The sequence below is a fragment of the Photobacterium sp. GB-56 genome, assembly GCF_003026105.1.
GTDB lineage: Bacteria > Pseudomonadota > Gammaproteobacteria > Enterobacterales > Vibrionaceae > Photobacterium.
Map to the genome: position 1 here is coordinate 477,534 of NZ_PYNW01000001.1, position 19,278 is coordinate 496,811.

At 38.4% G+C, this 19,278-nt stretch carries 14 protein-coding genes; 4 read left to right on the forward strand and 10 right to left on the reverse strand.

Features of this window, described 5'->3' with window-relative positions; translation table 11 throughout:
* Nucleotides 1–460 precede the first annotated feature (460 nt).
* Complete coding sequence (locus tag C9J42_RS02200; protein WP_107259500.1) at nucleotides 461–1,714, reverse strand: OFA family MFS transporter; 1,254 nt, start codon at nucleotides 1,712–1,714, stop codon at nucleotides 461–463.
* Nucleotides 1,715–2,559: 845 nt separating this feature from the next.
* On the opposite strand from C9J42_RS02200, the gene C9J42_RS02205 reads away from it, so the two are divergent.
* From C9J42_RS02205 to fabV, 3 genes are all read left to right on the forward strand, one after another.
* The gene (locus tag C9J42_RS02205) at nucleotides 2,560–3,219 is read left to right on the forward strand and encodes a TetR/AcrR family transcriptional regulator (RefSeq protein ID WP_107205928.1); all 660 of its coding nucleotides are present in this window, start codon (nucleotides 2,560–2,562) and stop codon (nucleotides 3,217–3,219) included.
* 66 nt (nucleotides 3,220–3,285) lie between these two features.
* Nucleotides 3,286–5,562: an acyl-CoA dehydrogenase gene (locus tag C9J42_RS02210; RefSeq protein ID WP_107245458.1), complete on the forward strand. Its 2,277-nt coding sequence runs from the start codon at nucleotides 3,286–3,288 to the stop codon at nucleotides 5,560–5,562.
* Nucleotides 5,563–5,749: 187 nt separating this feature from the next.
* A complete protein-coding gene (gene fabV / locus C9J42_RS02215) occupies nucleotides 5,750–6,952 on the forward strand; it encodes an enoyl-ACP reductase FabV (protein ID WP_107205721.1) in 1,203 nt (400 codons plus the stop codon).
* A gap of 346 nt (nucleotides 6,953–7,298) precedes the next feature.
* Here the strand turns inward: fabV and C9J42_RS02220 are convergent, their stop codons facing one another.
* The 5 genes from C9J42_RS02220 to C9J42_RS02240 all read right to left on the reverse strand — a co-directional run bounded on the left by C9J42_RS02220 (nucleotide 7,299) and on the right by C9J42_RS02240 (nucleotide 12,951).
* Nucleotides 7,299–8,648, reverse strand: coding sequence for an ATP-binding protein (locus C9J42_RS02220; protein WP_107205722.1), 1,350 nt, complete (start codon nucleotides 8,646–8,648; stop codon nucleotides 7,299–7,301).
* Nucleotides 8,645–9,319, reverse strand: a complete 675-nt coding sequence (locus tag C9J42_RS02225) for a response regulator (RefSeq protein ID WP_005367047.1) — start codon at nucleotides 9,317–9,319, stop codon at nucleotides 8,645–8,647. The genes C9J42_RS02220 and C9J42_RS02225 overlap by 4 nt, the downstream gene beginning before the upstream one ends.
* A gap of 289 nt (nucleotides 9,320–9,608) precedes the next feature.
* Nucleotides 9,609–11,291 carry an aspartate:alanine antiporter gene (locus C9J42_RS02230; RefSeq protein ID WP_045083035.1) on the reverse strand — a complete coding sequence of 561 codons (1,683 nt, stop codon included), beginning with the start codon at nucleotides 11,289–11,291 and terminating at the stop codon, nucleotides 9,609–9,611.
* Between the two features lie 266 nt (nucleotides 11,292–11,557).
* On the reverse strand, nucleotides 11,558–11,821 hold the full coding sequence (locus tag C9J42_RS02235) for a GrxA family glutaredoxin (protein WP_008986743.1): 264 nt from the start codon (nucleotides 11,819–11,821) through the stop codon (nucleotides 11,558–11,560).
* 176 nt (nucleotides 11,822–11,997) lie between these two features.
* A complete protein-coding gene (locus C9J42_RS02240) occupies nucleotides 11,998–12,951 on the reverse strand; it encodes a porin (protein WP_107205723.1) in 954 nt (317 codons plus the stop codon).
* Between the two features lie 718 nt (nucleotides 12,952–13,669).
* Between C9J42_RS02240 and C9J42_RS02245 the strand changes: the two genes are divergently transcribed.
* Entirely contained in the window at nucleotides 13,670–14,260 is a 591-nt protein-coding gene (locus C9J42_RS02245; RefSeq protein WP_107205724.1) for a GPR1/FUN34/YaaH family transporter, read from the forward strand.
* Nucleotides 14,261–14,361: 101 nt separating this feature from the next.
* Here the strand turns inward: C9J42_RS02245 and C9J42_RS02250 are convergent, their stop codons facing one another.
* From C9J42_RS02250 to C9J42_RS02265, 4 genes are all read right to left on the reverse strand, one after another.
* Nucleotides 14,362–15,243, reverse strand: coding sequence for an AraC family transcriptional regulator (locus C9J42_RS02250; protein WP_107205725.1), 882 nt, complete (start codon nucleotides 15,241–15,243; stop codon nucleotides 14,362–14,364).
* Nucleotides 15,244–15,601: 358 nt separating this feature from the next.
* Entirely contained in the window at nucleotides 15,602–16,963 is a 1,362-nt protein-coding gene (locus tag C9J42_RS02255; protein ID WP_107205726.1) for an L-serine ammonia-lyase, read from the reverse strand.
* A 237-nt stretch (nucleotides 16,964–17,200) separates the two neighbouring features.
* Nucleotides 17,201–18,454: an amino acid permease gene (locus C9J42_RS02260; RefSeq protein ID WP_107205727.1), complete on the reverse strand. Its 1,254-nt coding sequence runs from the start codon at nucleotides 18,452–18,454 to the stop codon at nucleotides 17,201–17,203.
* 187 nt (nucleotides 18,455–18,641) lie between these two features.
* Nucleotides 18,642–19,250: a CoA pyrophosphatase gene (locus C9J42_RS02265; protein WP_107287015.1), complete on the reverse strand. Its 609-nt coding sequence runs from the start codon at nucleotides 19,248–19,250 to the stop codon at nucleotides 18,642–18,644.
* Nucleotides 19,251–19,278: the final 28 nt, after the last annotated feature.

Consider the following 19,278-nt stretch of genomic DNA (forward strand, 5'->3'; position numbering starts at 1 on the left):
GGGATAAAAAGTTCCGTAAATTTTACAAAAAGTTCAGCAGTAGTGGACATCTAACATAAATAAAAAACTTTAAAATACTGATTCAAAACCAAAGGCATAGTAGGTTTTATTATGAATCATACTAGTAAGACTAACGAAATTAAGGTTAGTTCAATAAAAGTGAAAAAAAAGTCATCTTTTTTTATGGTGGCCGTCAAAGACCTTTTTTACAAAAAAAAGCCCACAAAAATAGTGGGCAAACTAAAAATTACAATTAGGAGTTAAAGCAGTAGTGGCATTTACAATGATAAAAATTGTTGAAACATGTTTGTTTTGCGAAATCTTTTATCAATCTGAATACATTATTTAAGACTCAGGATTTTAAAAAAGGTTCCTAAGTTTTCGAATATTTTTAGTATTAAAATATCGAGATTACTTAATGTATTGATTTTTAAATAATATCCACACTGCTTTGTTCTGTTTAGGCCGTCACTTTTGTGTTTAGCATTTCATTGTCTTCTTTTTTGACAGATGCCACAGCTTTGACTGCTGGATTCTTTGTTAGCAGCGAAAACACAAATGCAATTCCCATGATAATTGCCGAGTAGAAATAAGCGAGGTTGTAATTACCTGTGGTATCAACAGCAACTGCGGCGATAACGGGGCCAATGAAACCACTGACACCCCATGCTGTGTATACGACACCATAGTTTGTACCGTAGTTTTTCAAACCATAGAAACCTGCAGTTAGTGATGGAAATACTGCAGGTAAGGTTCCATAACATAAGCCCGCTGTTGCCATACCGATGATAAGACCAATATGGCTTGTGTAATGAGGGAACAACATCATATTGGCAATAGATAACATAAATGACAACGATAATGTTTTAAGACCACCAATTTTGTCGCATAGCATGCCAGCAAACACACGGCCTGATGTATTAAATAAAGCTAGAATAACAACAAGGTGAGCAGCATCCGTCATACCTGCTTGTGCCGAAGCGATAGAGGTTATATTACCAATGATCATTAAGCCTGTTGATGATGCACAAAGGTACATAACCCAAATGCTATAAAACTGAGTCGTTTTGAGCATAGCAGTCCAGCGCATTTCTTTTTGTGGCACCGCTACTTTCTTATTTGTTTGTTTAGATGAAGCGATAGGTACGTAATGAGAAGGTGGATTGGTAATGGTAAATGCTAATGGTGTAGCAATACATAAAAGCGCAATACCTAAAATAATGAAGCTATAGCTAATACCGTAACTCCCTATTAACGATGTAATTAATGGAGCAAGATAAACACCAGCAAGCCCAAAGCCCGCAGCGATAAGGCCATTTACAAGCCCGCGCTTCGAAGGATGAAACCATTTCATTGCAGCAGGGCTTAAACAAGCATAACCAAAACCAATGCCACCACCAGCAAGAATACCAAAGGTAAAAATAAGTTGAGTCGGGTTTGTGATGTAACCTGATGCGATTAAACCCAAACCAGAGCAAATTGTACCTGCTATTAATACACGTTTAGGGCCAAATTTATCTTGTAAAATACCAGCTAAAAGAAGAGTTATAGAGAAGGTAATAATAGCAACAGTATAAGGCAGAGATGCTTCTGAGTTTGTCCATCCTAAATCAACAACTAGCGCTTTTTTAAATACGCTCCAAGTAAATAGAATACCAATACATAAATTAATACAAAAACCAGCAATAAGAATTTGCTTTGCTCTATCAAACATGAATTTCTCTCTAATGATATTTATACGGTGAAAAACCAAATAAATAGATCGTAGTAATATATATATTTATTAAATATTACCCGTTAATACTGTATGGGAATTCTAGCGATAAAAATAATGATGGCAAGTTAAAATGTAACTAAATATTAAATCGATTAAAGCGTTGATTTAAAACGATTTTTTTGATTCATTTTCGGGGAAATAAAAGCGAGCAAACCTCCATTTGTATTATGTATTACAAATTGGGTGTTGGTTTATTTTAATCGTTAAACTAATTTTATAACCATTCTTAATTATAATTAACAGAACTAAAAATAAAGATAATTAGATATCCTGTTATGTTTTAATTTAATTGATTAATTATTTTTAGTGATAGTTATTTATATAAGTAGCTAAAGTAATTGTTATTATTATTCGTATCGTGGAGTTGTATGTAAAAGTGAGTCGTTTCGTCGCTTTTATAAATGATATGTGTCTAGATATTAATAGGTGAGTTTAAAAAATAAGAGGGCAACTTAGCAAAAGTCAGCAAGGAAATAAAACCTACTCCAATAACAGGAGTAGGCTATGAAGGAAAATCTTCAACAAAAAAGTAGTGGCATGTAGTCAGACTCAATCGATGTGTTTAAGTTCCGCGAATATATGCTTTTTTCGATTCTATTTTATTAATTATTAACCTTGGTTATGGTGGTTTGTTTTAACTTGTTGATATTTAATGTCTAATTTTTACTATATCTGTCTTTAAGAGCTATTGAAATTTCACCTCTCAAAATGAGATAGCAAACTTGTTAAAAGTGTTAACGAGTTGTAGTATTTAAACGTGTGTTTAATACGGGTGAATGAAAATGGCTGGAAAAGGTGAAACTAAAAGTCGCATTCTAGATGCCGCTGAGCTGTTATTTGCCGAGCATGGGTTTAACGAAACGTCGCTGCGGACCATAACAAGTAAAGCGGGGGTCAATCTTGCTTCTGTTAATTACCATTATGGTGATAAGAAAACATTGGTACGTGCAGTACTCAGCCGTTACCTTGATATTTTTATGCCAGCGTTGCAAAGTGAATTAGAAAGACTCTTAACCCGTGATGATTTTACGATGGAAGATGTCTTTCACTGTACTAAGTCACCGTTAGTTAGCCTTAATGATTGTCGAACTAATGGTGCGACGGTTTTTATGTCATTACTAGGGCGAGGTTATACTGACGTACAGGGACATTTACGGTGGTTTATTGTTACCCGTTACGACAAAGTCCTCTCTCTTTTTGTCACTGCCGTATGCCGTGCTAATCCATCCTTAGATCCAGAAACTCTTTTCTGGCGCTTACATTTCACATTAGGTGCATCAGTATTCACGATGGCATCAAGCGCTGCTTTATGTGAAATAGCAGAAAACGATTTTTCGAATCATGTGAAAACTGAAGATTTAATTGATCGTCTTGTTCCTTATCTCGCAGCAGGGGTTGGGGCGCCAATAGAAACGAATATTTCTCTGGTTAAGCAAGTCTAAAACTAAATAACGAATGTATACCTACGTAGTCATTATAAAAATAATCGAAGCAAAAGGATCTGAACTATGAGCACTTTATCTGTAATGCGAAAACGATATCTCAGCGATCCCGCCTTTAAGGTGTTTAAAAAAGTGTTGCCACCGTTATCTGAAACAGAACGCGAGGCAATGGAAGCGGGAAGTGTATGGTGGGACGGTGAGTTATTTAGTGGGCAACCTAATTGGAATACCTTATTAACCTACCCTAAGCCAAAACTTACTGATGAAGAGCAAGTGTTTATCGACACTAAGCTAGAAACCTTATTGGCCATGATAAACGATTATCAGATTGTTCAAGAAGATAAAGATTTATCGCCAGAGGTGTGGCAGTACTTACGTGATGAAAAGTTTTTCTCGTTAATTATTGGTAAAGAATACGGCGGCCTTAATTTTTCAGCGCATGCGAATTCAACCATAGTTGCCAAAATTGCAACTCGGAGTTTGAGTGCTGCGGTATGCGTCATGGTTCCTAATTCCCTAGGGCCGGGTGAATTATTGACTCATTACGGAACAGAAGAGCAGAAGAATTATTGGTTACCCCGTTTAGCTAACGGGAAAGATATTCCATGTTTTGCATTAACAGGGCCAGAAGCTGGCTCAGATGCCGGTAGTATTCCTGATGAAGGTATTGTTTGTTATGGCGAGCATGAAGGTGAACAAGTATTAGGTTTACGCCTAACATGGAACAAGCGTTATATTACCTTGGCACCCGTTGCAACAGTATTAGGTCTGGCTTTCAAAATGAAAGATCCTGATGGTCTGCTTGGTGATAAAAAAGAATTAGGGATCACCTGTGCATTAATTCCCGCCGATCATCCTGGTGTTGAAATTGGTGAACGCCATGACCCATTAAATATGGCTTTTATGAATGGACCTACACGTGGTAATGATGTGTTCATTCCAATGGATTGGCTAATAGGTGGTCAAGAATATGCAGGAAAAGGTTGGCGCATGCTGGTGGAGTGTTTATCAGCAGGTCGTGGTATTTCCCTTCCAGCATTAGGGGCTGCCTTTGGCCATTTAACATCGAAAACGACAGGCGCATATTCCGTTGTTCGTAAGCAATTTGGTACTTCAATTGGTAATTTTGAAGGTGTTGCACAAGCTTTAGGTCGAATTGGTGGTTATACCTATATGCTAGAAGCGGCTCGTACCTTAACCACGACGTCATTAGATATGGGGCAAACCCCTGGGATAGTTACAGCGATTGCCAAATACCATATGACTGAAATGGGCCGAACGATCCTCAATGATTCAATGGATGTGCATGCTGGTCGTGCTATTCAGCTTGGTCCAATGAACTATTTAGGCCATCACTACTTTGGTATGCCAGTTGCAATCACAGTTGAAGGCGCGAATATTCTAACTCGAAACCTAATGATTTTTGGTCAAGGTGCAACACGTTGTCACCCTTATGTACTGAGTGAAATGGAAGCCGCTGCCAATCCAGATGAACAGCAAGGTGAAAAAGACTTCGATAAGTTGCTATCAAAACATATAGGCTTTGCTATTGGTAATGTCAGCAAATCATTACTGAATGCATTTTCTGGATCTCGTTTTAATCGAGTACCAGTGAGTGGTGAAACTGCACCTTATTATCGTCAGTTAGCAAGAATGTCTAAGGCATTGGCAGTGAGTGCGGATTTTGCGATGTTAAGCCTTGGTGGTGAGTTAAAACGTCGTGAATTAGTCTCTGCACGTTTAGGCGATGTTTTAAGTCATCTTTATTTAGCGTCGGCAGTATTAAAACGCTATGAAGACGAAGGACGTCAACAGCAAGATTTATCAATGGTGAAATATGGTGTAGAACATTGTTTACATCAGTGTGGTATTGCTTTCAATGATGTGTTTAATAACTTCCCTCGTAAAGGAGTTGGACGTCTATTACGTACCATTAATTTTCCGTTAGGTATTCATTACCATGCACCATCAGATGTGATCGCTATCGATATTGCAGAAGCATTAATGACTCCTGGTGTACATCGTGAGCGATTAACACACCTTTGCTATGTTGGTAATAAAGAGGATGATCCTGTTGCGATTATGGAACGTGCTTTTTTAGCTATGCACGAGATCAAACCTTTAGAGCGTAAACTGATGAAAGCAACACGTAGAGGTGAGATCCCGCGCAAAGCTTCATTAACAAATAAATTACAAGTTGCATTAGATGTGGGAATAATCACAGAAGCAGAGAAGAAAAAAATAGAAAATGCTGAACAGCTAAGACAAAAAGCGGTTCAAGTTGATCATTTTTGTGCAGACCATTTTAAAAAAGCTCGCATACTACCAGGAAAAGCAGCTTAGGTAGCTTAGTTAGTGATATATAAACCTGGAATCTCCCATGTGCCACGCTTAGCGTGGCACTTTTTTTGACCAGAAATATCTGTAACACCTCCAACCACTACGTTTTTTATCATTTTCTGTCATAAATTTAATGCGATTTTGACGCTAACCTTTTATCCTATCAACAACTATGTAAGGGAAGTTGAAGATGATCATCAAACCTAAAACTCGTGGATTTATTTGTACAACAACGCACCCAGTGGGTTGTGAAGAGAACGTAAAAGAGCAAATTGCTTACACAAAAGCACAAGGTCCCATTGCGAACGCACCTAAGCGTGTGCTAGTCGTTGGTTCATCAAGTGGTTATGGCCTATCGTCTCGTATTGCTGCGGCATTCGGTGGTGGTGCTGCAACTATTGGTGTGTTCTTTGAAAAACCAGGTACAGAGAAAAAACCAGGTACTGCAGGTTGGTATAACTCAGCAGCATTTGACAAGTTTGCGAAAGAAGAAGGTCTTTATTCAAAAAGCTTGAATGGTGATGCTTTCTCTAACGAAGCAAAACAAAAAACCATTGATTTGATCAAAGAAGATCTTGGTCAGGTTGATATGGTGATTTACTCACTTGCATCACCTGTACGTAAATTACCTGAAACAGGTGAAGTTATTCGCTCATGCTTAAAACCAATGGGTGAGACGTACACAGCAACAGCAGTAGATACCAATAAAGATGTATTAATCGAAGCAAGTATTGAGCCAGCTACAGAGCAAGAAGTTGCTGATACTGTAACGGTAATGGGCGGCCAAGATTGGGAACTTTGGATTGATGCTCTATCTGATGCAGGTGTTTTAGCCGATGGTTGTAAGACGGTTGCTTATAGCTACATTGGTACTGAAATTACTTGGCCAATCTATTGGCACGGTGCGCTAGGTCAAGCGAAGATGGATCTTGATCGTGCAGCAAAAGAGCTAAACGAGAAGCTAGCGAAAACTGGCGGTTCTGCAAATGTTGCTGTGCTTAAGAGTGTGGTCACGCAAGCTAGCGCAGCAATTCCTGTTATGCCACTTTATATTGCGATGGTATTTAAGAAGATGCGTGAAGAAGGTGTACACGAAGGTTGTATGCAGCAGATTTTACGTATGTTCAATCAACGCTTATTTAAAGCAGATGGCATGGCACCTGAAGTTGATGGCGAAAACCGTCTACGTCTAGATGATTGGGAACTTCGCGAAGATATCCAGAAACATTGTCGTGATTTATGGCCAAACGTAACCAATGAAAACTTATTTGATGTCGCTGACTATCAGCAATATAAAGATGAGTTTTTAAAGCTATTTGGTTTTGGTATTGACACTGTTGATTATGATGCAGATGTGAATCCGGTTGTTGAATTTGATGTGAAAGACATCTAATTCACAATAAAATAAAAAAACCGCCGAAAGGCGGTTTTTTTATTATATTGTTTTGATTCATCAAGTTAATCTATTTGTTATTTTTTTTGTTTATGCATCCAACCACATTGGTTGCAGAGATAAATTCTTCTAATGTAAAACTTATGCCATAGTTTTCGCTTTATTCTTCCCACATCAAAACTAGCACATTTTTCGCACTGCATTTATTAACTCTCCTAGCTATTAATAAATTACTAGTGATAGTTTTAAATATTATAAAATTAATGTCTACCAATGACTGTCAAATTTTTGGCGTTTCAGCAATGTACATTCAATTATTCGGTTTACCATAAATTTCTAATATTTATCAGTCATTAAGTTTTGGCAGTGTAATAATAAATGCAGCCCCTTCTAATGGCGAATCTTCAACATAGATCGTTCCTTGATAGCTATCGATAATTTCATTACATACCGATAAACCAATACCTTGGCCTGGGTTTAGCTGATCTGAACGTACCCCTCGTTGAAATATCGCTTCTCTCATATCAAGCTTTACACCTGGACCGTCATCTTCAATCTTAATGGTAAAGTGAGTGTTGGTTTCTATCACAGTAATATGCACTTGGCTGATACAAAAACGGAATGAGTTCTCAAGCATATTGCCAAATAATTCCATTAAATCATCTTTATTTAGCGGCAACATAATATCTTCATTGAAGTGATAATGCAGTTTAGCTTGTTTATCCGCATAAATTTTGCCAAGCATTAAGCTAAGGCTATTCACAACCGGCATTAATTGAGAATTACTTTTTTGTAGCCCTTGCTGACCTACCATTGCCCGTTTTAACTGATATTGGACAAGATCATCCATTTGGCTGATTTGCTCCATAATACGTTGATTTAGCTCGTGGCGCTCTAACGTTTTATCATCCAATAATGCATTTGTTGCCGCTAAACGGGTTTTTAAACTATGAGCAAGATCATCCATCGCATGGCGGTAACGTCCTTTTTGATCACTACTTATACGGTTTAATCGGTTAACTGCTTTAGTGACTTCTTGCAGCTCCATTGGGTAATCATTATCGAGTTTTTCTCGTTTCGCTTCCGCCATTTGATCGAGTTGAGAGGCTAACTTGCGTAACGGCTGAAATCCCCAGTGAAAGGCGGCAATGAGAAATGCAACAGCAATAAGTACAAAAAGACCGAGATAAAATGCGGTACGTTGATGGAGTTTTTCTAATGATTTTTCATAATCATTTGCTGAACGTAATACAACGAGTTGATAAATGTTGCCATTTTCTTTATCTCGACTGAGGTTATAAGCGATATAGCCTTTGTTATCACCCATTTTTATAAGGGTAGGCGTCGGTATATTTTCAGGCAAATAACGACAAACATTTTTTAAATTCGCTTTATTGGCTTCATGAGATAACCATGTGGTGTTATCAGCTTGATCACACACGACGGCAATATAATCGGTGTCTGATGGGTCAAGAGAGTCAATCCACTTATCAACATCTTTGATTAAGCCAGCACGATTAAGTTGAGCAACCACCATTGGCATTTGAGCGACAAGCTCTGAAGAGTATGAAGCCATATAGCTTTGAGAATAAAGCTTATTAATCACACCGGCTAAGGCTGATGTGACTAAAGCAATAATAGCGACAGAGGTGATTAAAACTCGACGTCTTAAACGCGGCTGTATAAGTTTATTCATTGGGCATTAAGTTCAAAAATATACCCTTGACCACGAATGGTTGATATTGGGTTATCTTGACCTGTTTTAGTGAATTTTTTACGTAAACGACTAATCATAACTTCGATTGTATTTGGATCACCTTCTTGATCTTCATATAACACATCGAGTAGGCGTTGTTTTGATACAACCTGACGGCTATGGCGCATGAGATATTCAAGTAAGTCATATTCAAAAGCGGTTAACTCTAATAATGTTTCATGAACATAAACTTGTTTCGCTAGGAGATCTACACGGATATCACCTGCAGTCATTTCCGGCTTTACAAAACCAGCGCTTCGGCGAACGAGTGCACTTAAGCGAGCAACCATTTCTTCTTTTTGGAATGGCTTAACGAGGTAGTCATCAGCACCAGCTTCAAGGCCTGTTACTTTGTCTTGCCAATTTGAACGCGCAGTAAGAATAAGAATGGGAAGACGAAGCCCCTTTTTACGCATGTCTTTAATTAAACTAATCCCATCGCGGTCGGGTAAACCAATATCAACAATCGCAATATCATTGGGGTAGTTTTCAGCAAAGAATAAACCTTCTTCTGCCGTATTTGCACACTGAACTTGGTTGCCTAATTCACTGAGTTGAGATTTTAAGTGATGGCTAAGGATTGCATCGTCTTCGACAATAAGAATTCGCATAAATTAAAGCACCCAAGGTTGCTGATTATAGTTATAAATATCTATGGTACGAAATATTGCAATTATCCGCATTATTTATCATTGCCATAAACTTAATATTTGAGCGTTATAGCAGAATGGGTATTTATAAGTCAGATTGCTATGTGTGCTATTAACTAAATAAAAGGTTTGATTAATAACAAATTAACGCTACAGGTCTTAGTGTAGGTATCTTGACTGAATAGGGGCTGACTCATAAGAGAACTCATTAGCCAGCCCTTATTAGAAAGAGCAGCATTCAAGCCAATAATTACTTTAGAATAATAATTAACGTACCTGCAATAGTGAGCAATACGTTGGCGATAGCATAAGTACCTGCATAACCTAAAGCAGGAATAGTACTACGTGCATGAGCGTTGATCATATCCATAGCTGGGGCACAAGTACGCGCGCCTATGATGGCACCAAAAAGTAGTGCACGGTTCATTTTCAGTACATAAGCACCGAATAGATAGGCTAATACGACAGGGATCACACTCACCATTAAACTGGTGACAAAAACAGTTAAACCGATATGAGCAATGGATTCAAAAAGGTTAGAACCTGCACTTAAGCCGATACCAACCATAAAGACCATTAAGCCTAAATCTTTTGCCATATTTAACGCCCCTTGAGGGACATAACCAAAAGTTGGGTGGTTTGCACGTAAAAATCCAAGTGTAATACCTGCAATTAAAAGGCCTGCAGCACTACCTAAACCAAACGCAATATGACCAAATTTCATGGTAATTAAACCAAGCAGTAAACCTATGATGAAGAAACAACAAAAAGCTAATAAATCTGCAATCTGGCTGTGGATTGAAATAAAGCCAATACGTTCAGCTAAACCATGAACACGACTTTTCTCGCCACTAACTTGCAGAATATCACCTTTGTTTAACAGAATGTTGTGATCCATCGGCATTTCGATTTGAGCACGAACCACACGGTTTAAAAAACAGCCGTACTCTGACAGGTTCAATTCAGATAAACGTTTACCGGCAATACCATCGTTCTTTACCACGATTTCTTCTTCAATGATGCGAAGATCTAATAAATCACGATCAAACACTTCTTTACCATTACGGAAACTAGGATCAAGACGAGCGTGGCTGTCGGGGTAACCCACTAGCGCAATTTCATCACCTTCTTGTAAAATTGCATCACCATCAGGGTTAGCTAAAATACCGTTACGACGAACGCGTTCGATATAGCATCCTGTTTGGCGGTAGATACCTAACTCACGAAGGTTACGACCATCAATCCAATTAATCAGTTCAGGTCCAACACGGTATGCGCGAATAATGGGTAAATATACTTTTCGCTGTGCCACTTCACCAATACCACGTTCACGTGCGATCTGTTGTGATGATTCAGCTAGATTTTGTTTTTGTAGTGTAGGCATGAGCTTCGCGAGGAATATCAAGCTCACTAGACCTACTAAATAGGACATCGCATAACCAACACTTAAACTTTCTGTAAGCTGTTTAATCATTGTTGGATCGGTAATACCTGAAAGCCCAGTATTTAATGCGTCTTTAGCGCCCACTAATACTGGGGTTGCAGTTAATGACCCCGCCATTAAACCTGTCGCAAGGCCAATATCCATATGTAGATAATGTGCCATTGTCATGGTTATCGCGATGGAGGAAAGCAAAACGACGAGCGCAAGTAAAAGGTAGTGCTTACCGTCTCGAAAAAAGATGCCGAAAAAGTTTGGACCCGCTTCTATACCCACACAAAAAATAAACAGCATAAAGCCAATATTTAAAGCGTCAGTATCGAAAGTAAAACCAGCATTACCAAACAGCAGTGCTGTGACTAAAACGCCAATAGAATTACCTAAGCTCATCTTACCAAAGCGTATTTTGCCAATACTTAAACCTACGGCAAGAACAACAAAAAGTAATAGAATATCATTATGGTGTAGAAGTGCTGCTACATCAATGTTCACAACAGAATTTCCGACAATAGTGGAGAAGTAAGAGTTGTCAAATTCTAGCTGATTTTTGCAGACTGTTATAGCGTATATTCTAAAAAAATGTTGAAAGTTAGTATTAATAACTTCTGAGTGTGTATTCTTTATCTGAAGGGATAAAAGTGGAAATATAACGGATTACTGTACGTTAAAAATACTGTTCATTTACGTTGTCAGTTAGTAAAAAATAGAGATAAAAAAAGGCCGAACAATATCGACCTTTCATAAACTGAATTCTTTTCTTATTGGAACAGTAGATTATGTTCTTTAGAGTAAGCTTCAAATTCAGTACAGCCACCAATGTGCTCTTGATCAACAAAGATCTGTGGTACTGTTTCAACGGGTTTACCTACCGTTTTTTCCAGATCCGCTTTACTGATGCCTTCCGCATGAATATCAACGTAACGGAAGTTAAAGTCGTCGCGCTCTGCTTTAATTTTTTCTGCTAATTCCTTAGCACGTACACAGAATGGACAACCTGGGCGACCAAAAATAACTACGAACATAAAATCTCTCCTGCAAAATTATGTTGTTACTATAACGTGTGTTTATTGATAGAGAAAGGGGGATTTGCCTGTTAGAGCAATAGAGAAAATCGATGGTGGGTTATATATCAAGAAGTGATGACGGCAAAGAATAAAGCCAAGCACGAGGCTTGGCTTGTATTACCGATTAGGTTAACTTAGAAGTCGTAACGAATACCCACTTGTAATTCGTTATCTTCACCTTCAATTCGGTTAAATAGGTAACCTGCATAAGTACGTAGGTTTTTATTGAACTTATAGACGCCATCTAACGCAAAGTAATTTACATTGTCAGTTTTTACGCCGCCGTCTTTAGATTGCTTAAAGTTGTATGCTGCTTGAGCAATAAATTTACCCATTTTAACAGCCGTTGCTAATTCATAGCCAGTTAGATCGGTATTACCGTTTTTACCACTCGCATAAGTACCAGCTGCGTAAAAATTATTGAATTCGTAGCTTGCTGCTAAGTTGTATTGGTTAGCATCAACGTCAACACCGTCATGACCACGTACATAACCCGCACCTAAAGCTAAGCCGAATGGGAAGGCATATTGTGCTGCAATACCATAACTGTCTGAATCTTTTAATGCATTATTGTTTTCAGCAATGTAGTTAGCTGAAACTGTGAAGTTATTGAATTCACCAGCGTATAAAAAGTTATTTTCACGCTTATCTTTGTTACCATCAACAAGATCAACACCGTCACCACCGAAAGTAGCAAGAATATCTGTGTAATCTGTCAGCATAACCTGTGCTGAATCTTGCTTACCATAAGAGAAAGCACCTGCCTGAGTATCAAATCCAGCATATACGTAACGACTCTTAACAGTAGAGTCACTACTATCAGAGATTTCAGCTTCATATTTACCAAAAGCAATAACTTGATCAGAAATCTTTGCTTTACCTTTTAGATTAATACGGGCACGGCTCTTATCTTTAAAAGCATTACCAGTGCCATCTGCACCTTTATTTGCATCAGATAGGTTAAAACGCGCTTCAGCACGACCACCAATACTAAGTGATTTATCATCATCTTGATAAACAGTTGCAGCGTTTACTGTTCCTGCTGTTAATGACGCTAAAATTGCCGATGCCAATGCTACTTTTTTCATTTTCTAATCCCCTAGAAAGAATGTTATTTGGGCTTCATTGCCTCTTGAATGAGAGCAGATTAGTGCATGAATGTTAAAGTTATGTGTAAGTAAAAAGTTACTTTTATTACATATATCAATGAATTGAGTAGGTGTTTTATGTGAACTGCTATGTATTTTGTTAAAGGTAATATTTAGTAAAAGAGAGGGGAGACTCATCACTATTAAATAAGTTAACAATATGATCATCATGATGTTGAATATAAGCATTGTTTAATAATGCGATTTATATCGCTTTTAAGCATAAATTGTGATGAAAGTGCCATTTAGTCATCTATTTCTAGTTAAATATGATCATTCGTATGACAAATAGATGATGTTTGGCATTGGAAAATTATATGGCGCTTGTTTTGTTGAATTATTTGGAATGAAATTTTTAATTTTTTATCTTTATTTAATTCAATTAAATCAATATCTTGAGTTTACATAAGGTATTATTATTCCATTATGGAATATAGTTATTCATAAATTCATATTCTCTAACAAAATTCATTAGATGTTATTATTAAAATTCTTTACAAAATAGAATGTTTTCGCACTTTTTCTCACTTTATTGCCTTTTTCCGTGGTTAACCATTGATCTGGATCGCACCATCAATTAGAATTCGCGGCGCATTTAGCATGCATCTATATTTTAAAATTTATCACTTTTGTTGAATTACTCCTGCAGGGGAAATACATGTCTACGAAATTAGCGAACCCAGCGCCTTTAGGCTTAATGGGTTTTGGTATGACTACCGTTCTTTTAAACATTCATAATGCTGGGTTTTTTCCATTGGATTCAATGATCCTAGCTATGGGTATTTTCTATGGTGGTCTAGGTCAAATTCTTGTAGGCATGATGTGCTTTAAGCGTGGTGATACGTTTGGAACAACAGCGTTTACTTCTTATGGCTTATTTTGGTTAACGCTAGTCGGTCTTATTGCATTACCGAAGATGGGGTTTGCAGCAAGCCCTGCACCGTTCATGGCTTGGTACCTAACACTTTGGGGCCTATTTACTGCATTTATGTTTATCGGTTCTTTACGTTACCCTCGTGCTAAACAAGTAGTATTTGGTTCTCTAACTATTTTATTCTTCTTATTAGCGGCTCGTGATTTTACGGGGAATACGACAATTGGTTTCATCGCGGGTATAGAAGGTATTTTCTGTGGTCTAAGTGCAATTTACTTTGCAATGGCTCAGGTATTAAATGCTGAATACGGTCGTACAATCTTACCTGTTGGTGAGCTGAAGACTGAGCAAGTAAGCCTAAAAGCTGCTGCTTAATTTTGCGAAGTATTGAGACAAAAAAACCTCGTTAATTAACGAGGTTTTTTTATATCTGAAATCTATGAAAATAACGTTATCACATGGGAGAAAAATAATAGTTAGATGCAAGATTCAGTAATTTGAATGTTAGGTTTAAAGGTAAAGTGGCCTTCAGGGCTAACATCATTTTCTTGACGTGATGTTGTTCTAAACTGAGAAGGCGTAATGCCATATTTACGTTTAAATGCATCGCAAAAATATGCAGCACTACCAAAACCAGATCGATTACCTATTTGTGAAATAGAATAATTTGAAAAAGTAAGGTAGTTCAAGGCTAAACCCATTCTAACATCAAGTAATAATTGGCTAAATGAAACCCCTTCTTTTGCCAAATGTCGACGCAGTGTAGATTGCGTTGTAAAGAGCGCTTTCGCCATATCGTCGACACTCCATTTGCGTTGAGGATCTTGGGTAATCAAACGCGCAATAGTTCGCTCTTTAGGCTCATCATAGTTGAAGCGGTAAACGTTGAATACATCAATACCTGCTTCATTTAATGCCATTAAAATAAAGACTAAACACTGGCTTAGCAGCGTTTTTTCCATGGAAGAGCCACATATCGAAGGCAGTAATTTATTAAATAGAACGAAGTTTTGATCCACAATTGCAGGGGTTGGAATCGTGTAGACAGGAGAACAACTTGCCGTTGGGAAAGTGGGTTGTTTTAACGCACTGATATATTTGAATGCTTCAGTGATAGATTCTTCATCGATCATCAACAATTGTAATTCAATATTTTCTTGGCTATTAAGTTGATTAATAGAACAAGAGATATGACTGAACTTAGGAACGACAAAAGTACTATTATTTTTTAATTCAATAGCATGACCGTTGATGTGAACATCACCTTGAACATTTGATAATTTTACAATTAAGTGGTGGTCGACATAAAACTCTTTTAGAACTACGTGGCTCTGAGAGAGGATACGCTTATATTTCATACCAGTACTGCTTCTCTAAAAGTGGAAATAAATCCTTCATTACACACCATAATTAGGCGGCCGTCCTATATGTACCGGTATTCTATGTTGGAATATGCTGATACCAAGGTACATGCGTGTGAGTATAGGACTAAAAGAAACGGTTGAATAGATGAAATCTACTCAACTTTTGTTATTGATCATATTGAGTATGTTTATCTATATAAAATGGATACATCTTGATATGTGGATCTAAGTAATTTAGGTCTTATGCTCTATATACGGGATATTATGCTATTTATCACGCTACTGTTATAGATGAAAGGCATAAAAAAAGCTGCTTTGAAAGCAGCTTTTCTAACAAGTTTACGCTTAAAGATTAGCAAATAACCTTAATCGCTAGACCACCTTGAGATGTCTCACGGTATTTAGCATTCATGTCTTTACCTGTTTCAAGCATTGTCTCAATGACTTTATCAAGTGAAACACGGGGATCAGATGAGCGGCGAAGTGCCATACGTGTAGCATTAATTGCTTTAACTGCTGCAATGCCGTTACGCTCGATACATGGAACCTGAACTTGGCCAGCAACAGGATCACACGTTAGACCAAGGTTATGTTCCATTGCAATTTCTGCAGCCATACATACTTGTTCAGGGCTACCCCCCATAAGTTCTGCAAGACCAGCAGCAGCCATAGAACATGCCACGCCAACTTCGCCCTGACAGCCTACTTCAGCGCCAGAGATAGAAGCATTACGCTTGTAAAGACCACCAACAGCACCAGAAGCTGCAAAGTAGCGGGTGTATTCTTTAGGGCCAACTGACTGAACAAACTTATCGTAGTAAGCAAGTACTGCTGGAATAATGCCACATGCGCCGTTTGTCGGTGCGGTTACAACACGACCACCTGCTGCATTTTCTTCGTTTACAGCAAAAGCAAACATGTTAACCCAGTCAACAACCGTCATTGGATCGTTGCTTAGCTTTTCAGATGTTATTAGCTGTTGACGAAGTGCTGCTGCACGACGAGGAACACGTAGAGGACCCGGTAGGATACCTTCTTCGTTCATACCACGTTCCATACAATCACGCATTGTTTTCCAGATGTTAGCAAAGTAATTACTAATCTCATCTTCAGCGTTCATTGCACGTTCGTTAGCCATAACTAAAGAGCTGATTGATAAACCGTGCTCTTTACATTGTTCAACAAGTTCAGAGGCATAGTTGAAAGGGTAAGGGATAACAACACTTGATTCTTGCGTTTTACCAAAGTTTTCTTCATCAACAATAAAACCACCACCGATAGAGTAGTAAGTCTTAGAGAAAACGTTCTCATCACCAATCCAAGCATGAATAGACATGCCGTTTTCGTGCAGTGAAAGGTTAGTCGTATGGAAATTCATACCACCATCACGTGGGAAATCTACTGTGTGGCAATGCATACCAACAGGTAGACGTTCGGTTTCTTCAACACGGGCAATAAAGCTTGGAATACTATCGATATCAACATGTTCAGGGCTGTTACCAGCAAGACCCATAATGATTGCAATATCAGTATGGTGTCCTTTACCTGTAAGAGAAAGAGAGCCGTATACGTCAACGGTAATTTTAGTTATGTCACGTAATTTACCCATGGCACGTAAATCATCGATGAACTCTTTACCTGCTTTCATTGGGCCAACAGTATGTGAGCTGGAAGGGCCCACACCGATTTTGTAAATATCAAAAACACTGATCATGTTTATTACCTCAGTCGGGGGAAGCGATTCTTGCCTCCGGCCAAGACTGTATGCGTTTTATGACTCGCCCCTTCCTTGGCGAGCGTACTTAAAAAACAAGAGCAGGGCGCTTAGCATCCTGCTCTTAATTATCGTATAGATTGCGTTTATTGTACCAGAACGCTATACCTTTTCTTGCACTTTATGCTTCAAAAAAGAAGTATTTTTGTGTTTGTATCGCGCCTGGTTCAAGTGCTATTAAAAAGCGCCGTAAATTACTGAAGTAATCGCAGCCACACCACACAGAGCAGTGAAAATACGTGCAGCAACAGAGGTTTTGTATTTCGCCATTGCTGGTACTTTCTGCATCGCAACAACTGGCATTAGGAACAGAATTGCTGCAATCATTGGTGCGCCCATTGTTTCAATCATACCAAGGATGCTTGGGTTGATGATTGCTACAATCCATGTTGTCACAACAATAAATGCTAGAGATAGTTTTTCAATTTTACCAACCGGCATTTTGCTACGAGATTTCGTTAGGCCAACAAGACCTTCATGTGCACCTAGGAAGTGACCGAAGTAGCTTGAAGTAATAGCAGCAAATGCAACCAGTGGACCTAAGTAAGAAATTGCTGGTGAATCTTTAATGTTTGCTAGGTAAGAAAGAACAGAGATATTTTGTTCTTTTGCCATGTTCAACTGCTCTGGTGTCATAGACAGTACAACAGAGAATACAAAGAACATGACAAAGCCCATTAGCATCATTGCTGCGCCGCCAGTGATCATGTCAGTTTTCTTTACTGCATCGTCACCGTATACATGACGTTGTTCTTTTGCAAACTGGCTGATAATTGGGCTGTGGTTGAAAGAGAACACGATGATTGGAATTGCTAGCCAAATAACAGTAGGCATTGATGACCAATCAGGTGCCACAGACACCATTGACATGTTCCAATCAGGAATTAGGTAAATAGACAGAGCAAGCAGAATGATAACCAGAGGGTAAACCATTGCTGATGTTGCCTTAAGCATTAGTTCTTTACCAAATACAACGCCAGCAGTCATTAGCGAGATAAGGACGCCTGATAGAAGCCAACGAGGAACAGAATCCATACCTAGTTGGTTAACCATGAATGAGTCAACAGTGTTGGTAATACCTACACCATAGATAAGAACGATAGGGTAGATAGCAAAGAAATAAGCGAATGTAATAAGGTTGGCACCTGTTTTACCGTAGTGTTCTTCAACGGTATCAGTAATGTCAGCATTTGGGTTTTTAGCTGAAAGAACAAAACGTGCTAAGCCTTTGTGTGCAAGCCAAGTCATTGGTGCTGCAATCAGTGCTAAAATAACTAACGGCCAGAAACCGCCCGCACCTGCTTTAATTGGAAGGAATAGAACACCTGCACCTACAGCTGTGCCGAATAGAGACAATGCCCATGTGAAATCTTTGTATGTCCAACGTGATTTTGCTACATCAGTTTGTACTGCGGTCGATGTGTTTTGCATTTTTTGTCATCCAAAAAAAAGGAACGGAACGGAACGTTGTTTTAGGAACACGTGCATTCTCGTTATTTATGGCGGGATTACAATGATAAAGATCGCGTTATGTAAGCTGTCTTTATTTGTTGTACAAATAAAGAAGACTTAGCTCACAGTTTTAAATTTGGTAGAAGCTAAAAAAACAGCTAATAGCCTATAAATCATCATGCCAAATTTGATCTGAAAGTAGTTTTATCATTTGAGCGGTTGCTCCCCATATAGAATAATTCTTAAACGGGATGTTATATACATTGTGATTATTGCCATTAAGTAGGAATTTATATTGGCGAATATTGTTTGGGTTAAGCAAATGGTTCAGAGGCGCTTCAAAAATGCAATCGACTTCATCGGGATCTGCGATAGGGATGTAATCTGGATCTATTGTGGCGATAAAAGGCGTGACCATATACCCGCTCATGGTCGGTAAGGTAGAAAGACAACCGTGTACATCATTGCGAGAACAAGTAATATTCGTTTCTTCAAATGTTTCACGAATAGCGGTTGCGATTAAATCCTCATCTGTCGGTTCAAATCGTCCACCAGGGAAAGCAATTTGTCCTGGGTGGTGTTTAAGGTGTTTTGCCCTTCGCGTTAATACGACATTAAAGCCATTTTCGCGATAAACGAGAGGGATCAAAACAGCAGCTTGTTTAAATAGGGATGCGTCTTCCCAGTGCTGTCGAATTCGATCTTGATGGTTTTGATCATATTGAAGACTTGGTGCAAGAAGAAATCGACTTAAAATTTGCTGCTGTCCAACCATAAAACCTCGTTAGTCAAATGAAAGTGCT

Excerpts from the sequence above, each read along its gene's own strand:
- C9J42_RS02265 (WP_107287015.1), bottom strand. The coding sequence starts at position 19,250 with ATGGTTGGACAGCAGCAAATTTTAAGTCGATTTCTTCTTGCACCAAGT.
- C9J42_RS02210 (WP_107245458.1), top strand. The coding sequence starts at position 3,286 with ATGAGCACTTTATCTGTAATGCGAAAACGATATCTCAGCGATCCCGCC.
- C9J42_RS02235 (WP_008986743.1), bottom strand. The coding sequence starts at position 11,821 with ATGTTCGTAGTTATTTTTGGTCGCCCAGGTTGTCCATTCTGTGTACGT.
- C9J42_RS02260 (WP_107205727.1), bottom strand. The coding sequence starts at position 18,454 with ATGCAAAACACATCGACCGCAGTACAAACTGATGTAGCAAAATCACGT.
- C9J42_RS02240 (WP_107205723.1), bottom strand. The coding sequence starts at position 12,951 with ATGAAAAAAGTAGCATTGGCATCGGCAATTTTAGCGTCATTAACAGCA.
- C9J42_RS02245 (WP_107205724.1), top strand. The coding sequence starts at position 13,670 with ATGTCTACGAAATTAGCGAACCCAGCGCCTTTAGGCTTAATGGGTTTT.
- fabV (WP_107205721.1), top strand. The coding sequence starts at position 5,750 with ATGATCATCAAACCTAAAACTCGTGGATTTATTTGTACAACAACGCAC.
- C9J42_RS02250 (WP_107205725.1), bottom strand. The coding sequence starts at position 15,243 with ATGAAATATAAGCGTATCCTCTCTCAGAGCCACGTAGTTCTAAAAGAG.
- C9J42_RS02225 (WP_005367047.1), bottom strand. The coding sequence starts at position 9,319 with ATGCGAATTCTTATTGTCGAAGACGATGCAATCCTTAGCCATCACTTA.
- C9J42_RS02220 (WP_107205722.1), bottom strand. The coding sequence starts at position 8,648 with ATGAATAAACTTATACAGCCGCGTTTAAGACGTCGAGTTTTAATCACC.
- C9J42_RS02200 (WP_107259500.1), bottom strand. The coding sequence starts at position 1,714 with ATGTTTGATAGAGCAAAGCAAATTCTTATTGCTGGTTTTTGTATTAAT.
- C9J42_RS02205 (WP_107205928.1), top strand. The coding sequence starts at position 2,560 with ATGGCTGGAAAAGGTGAAACTAAAAGTCGCATTCTAGATGCCGCTGAG.
- C9J42_RS02255 (WP_107205726.1), bottom strand. The coding sequence starts at position 16,963 with ATGATCAGTGTTTTTGATATTTACAAAATCGGTGTGGGCCCTTCCAGC.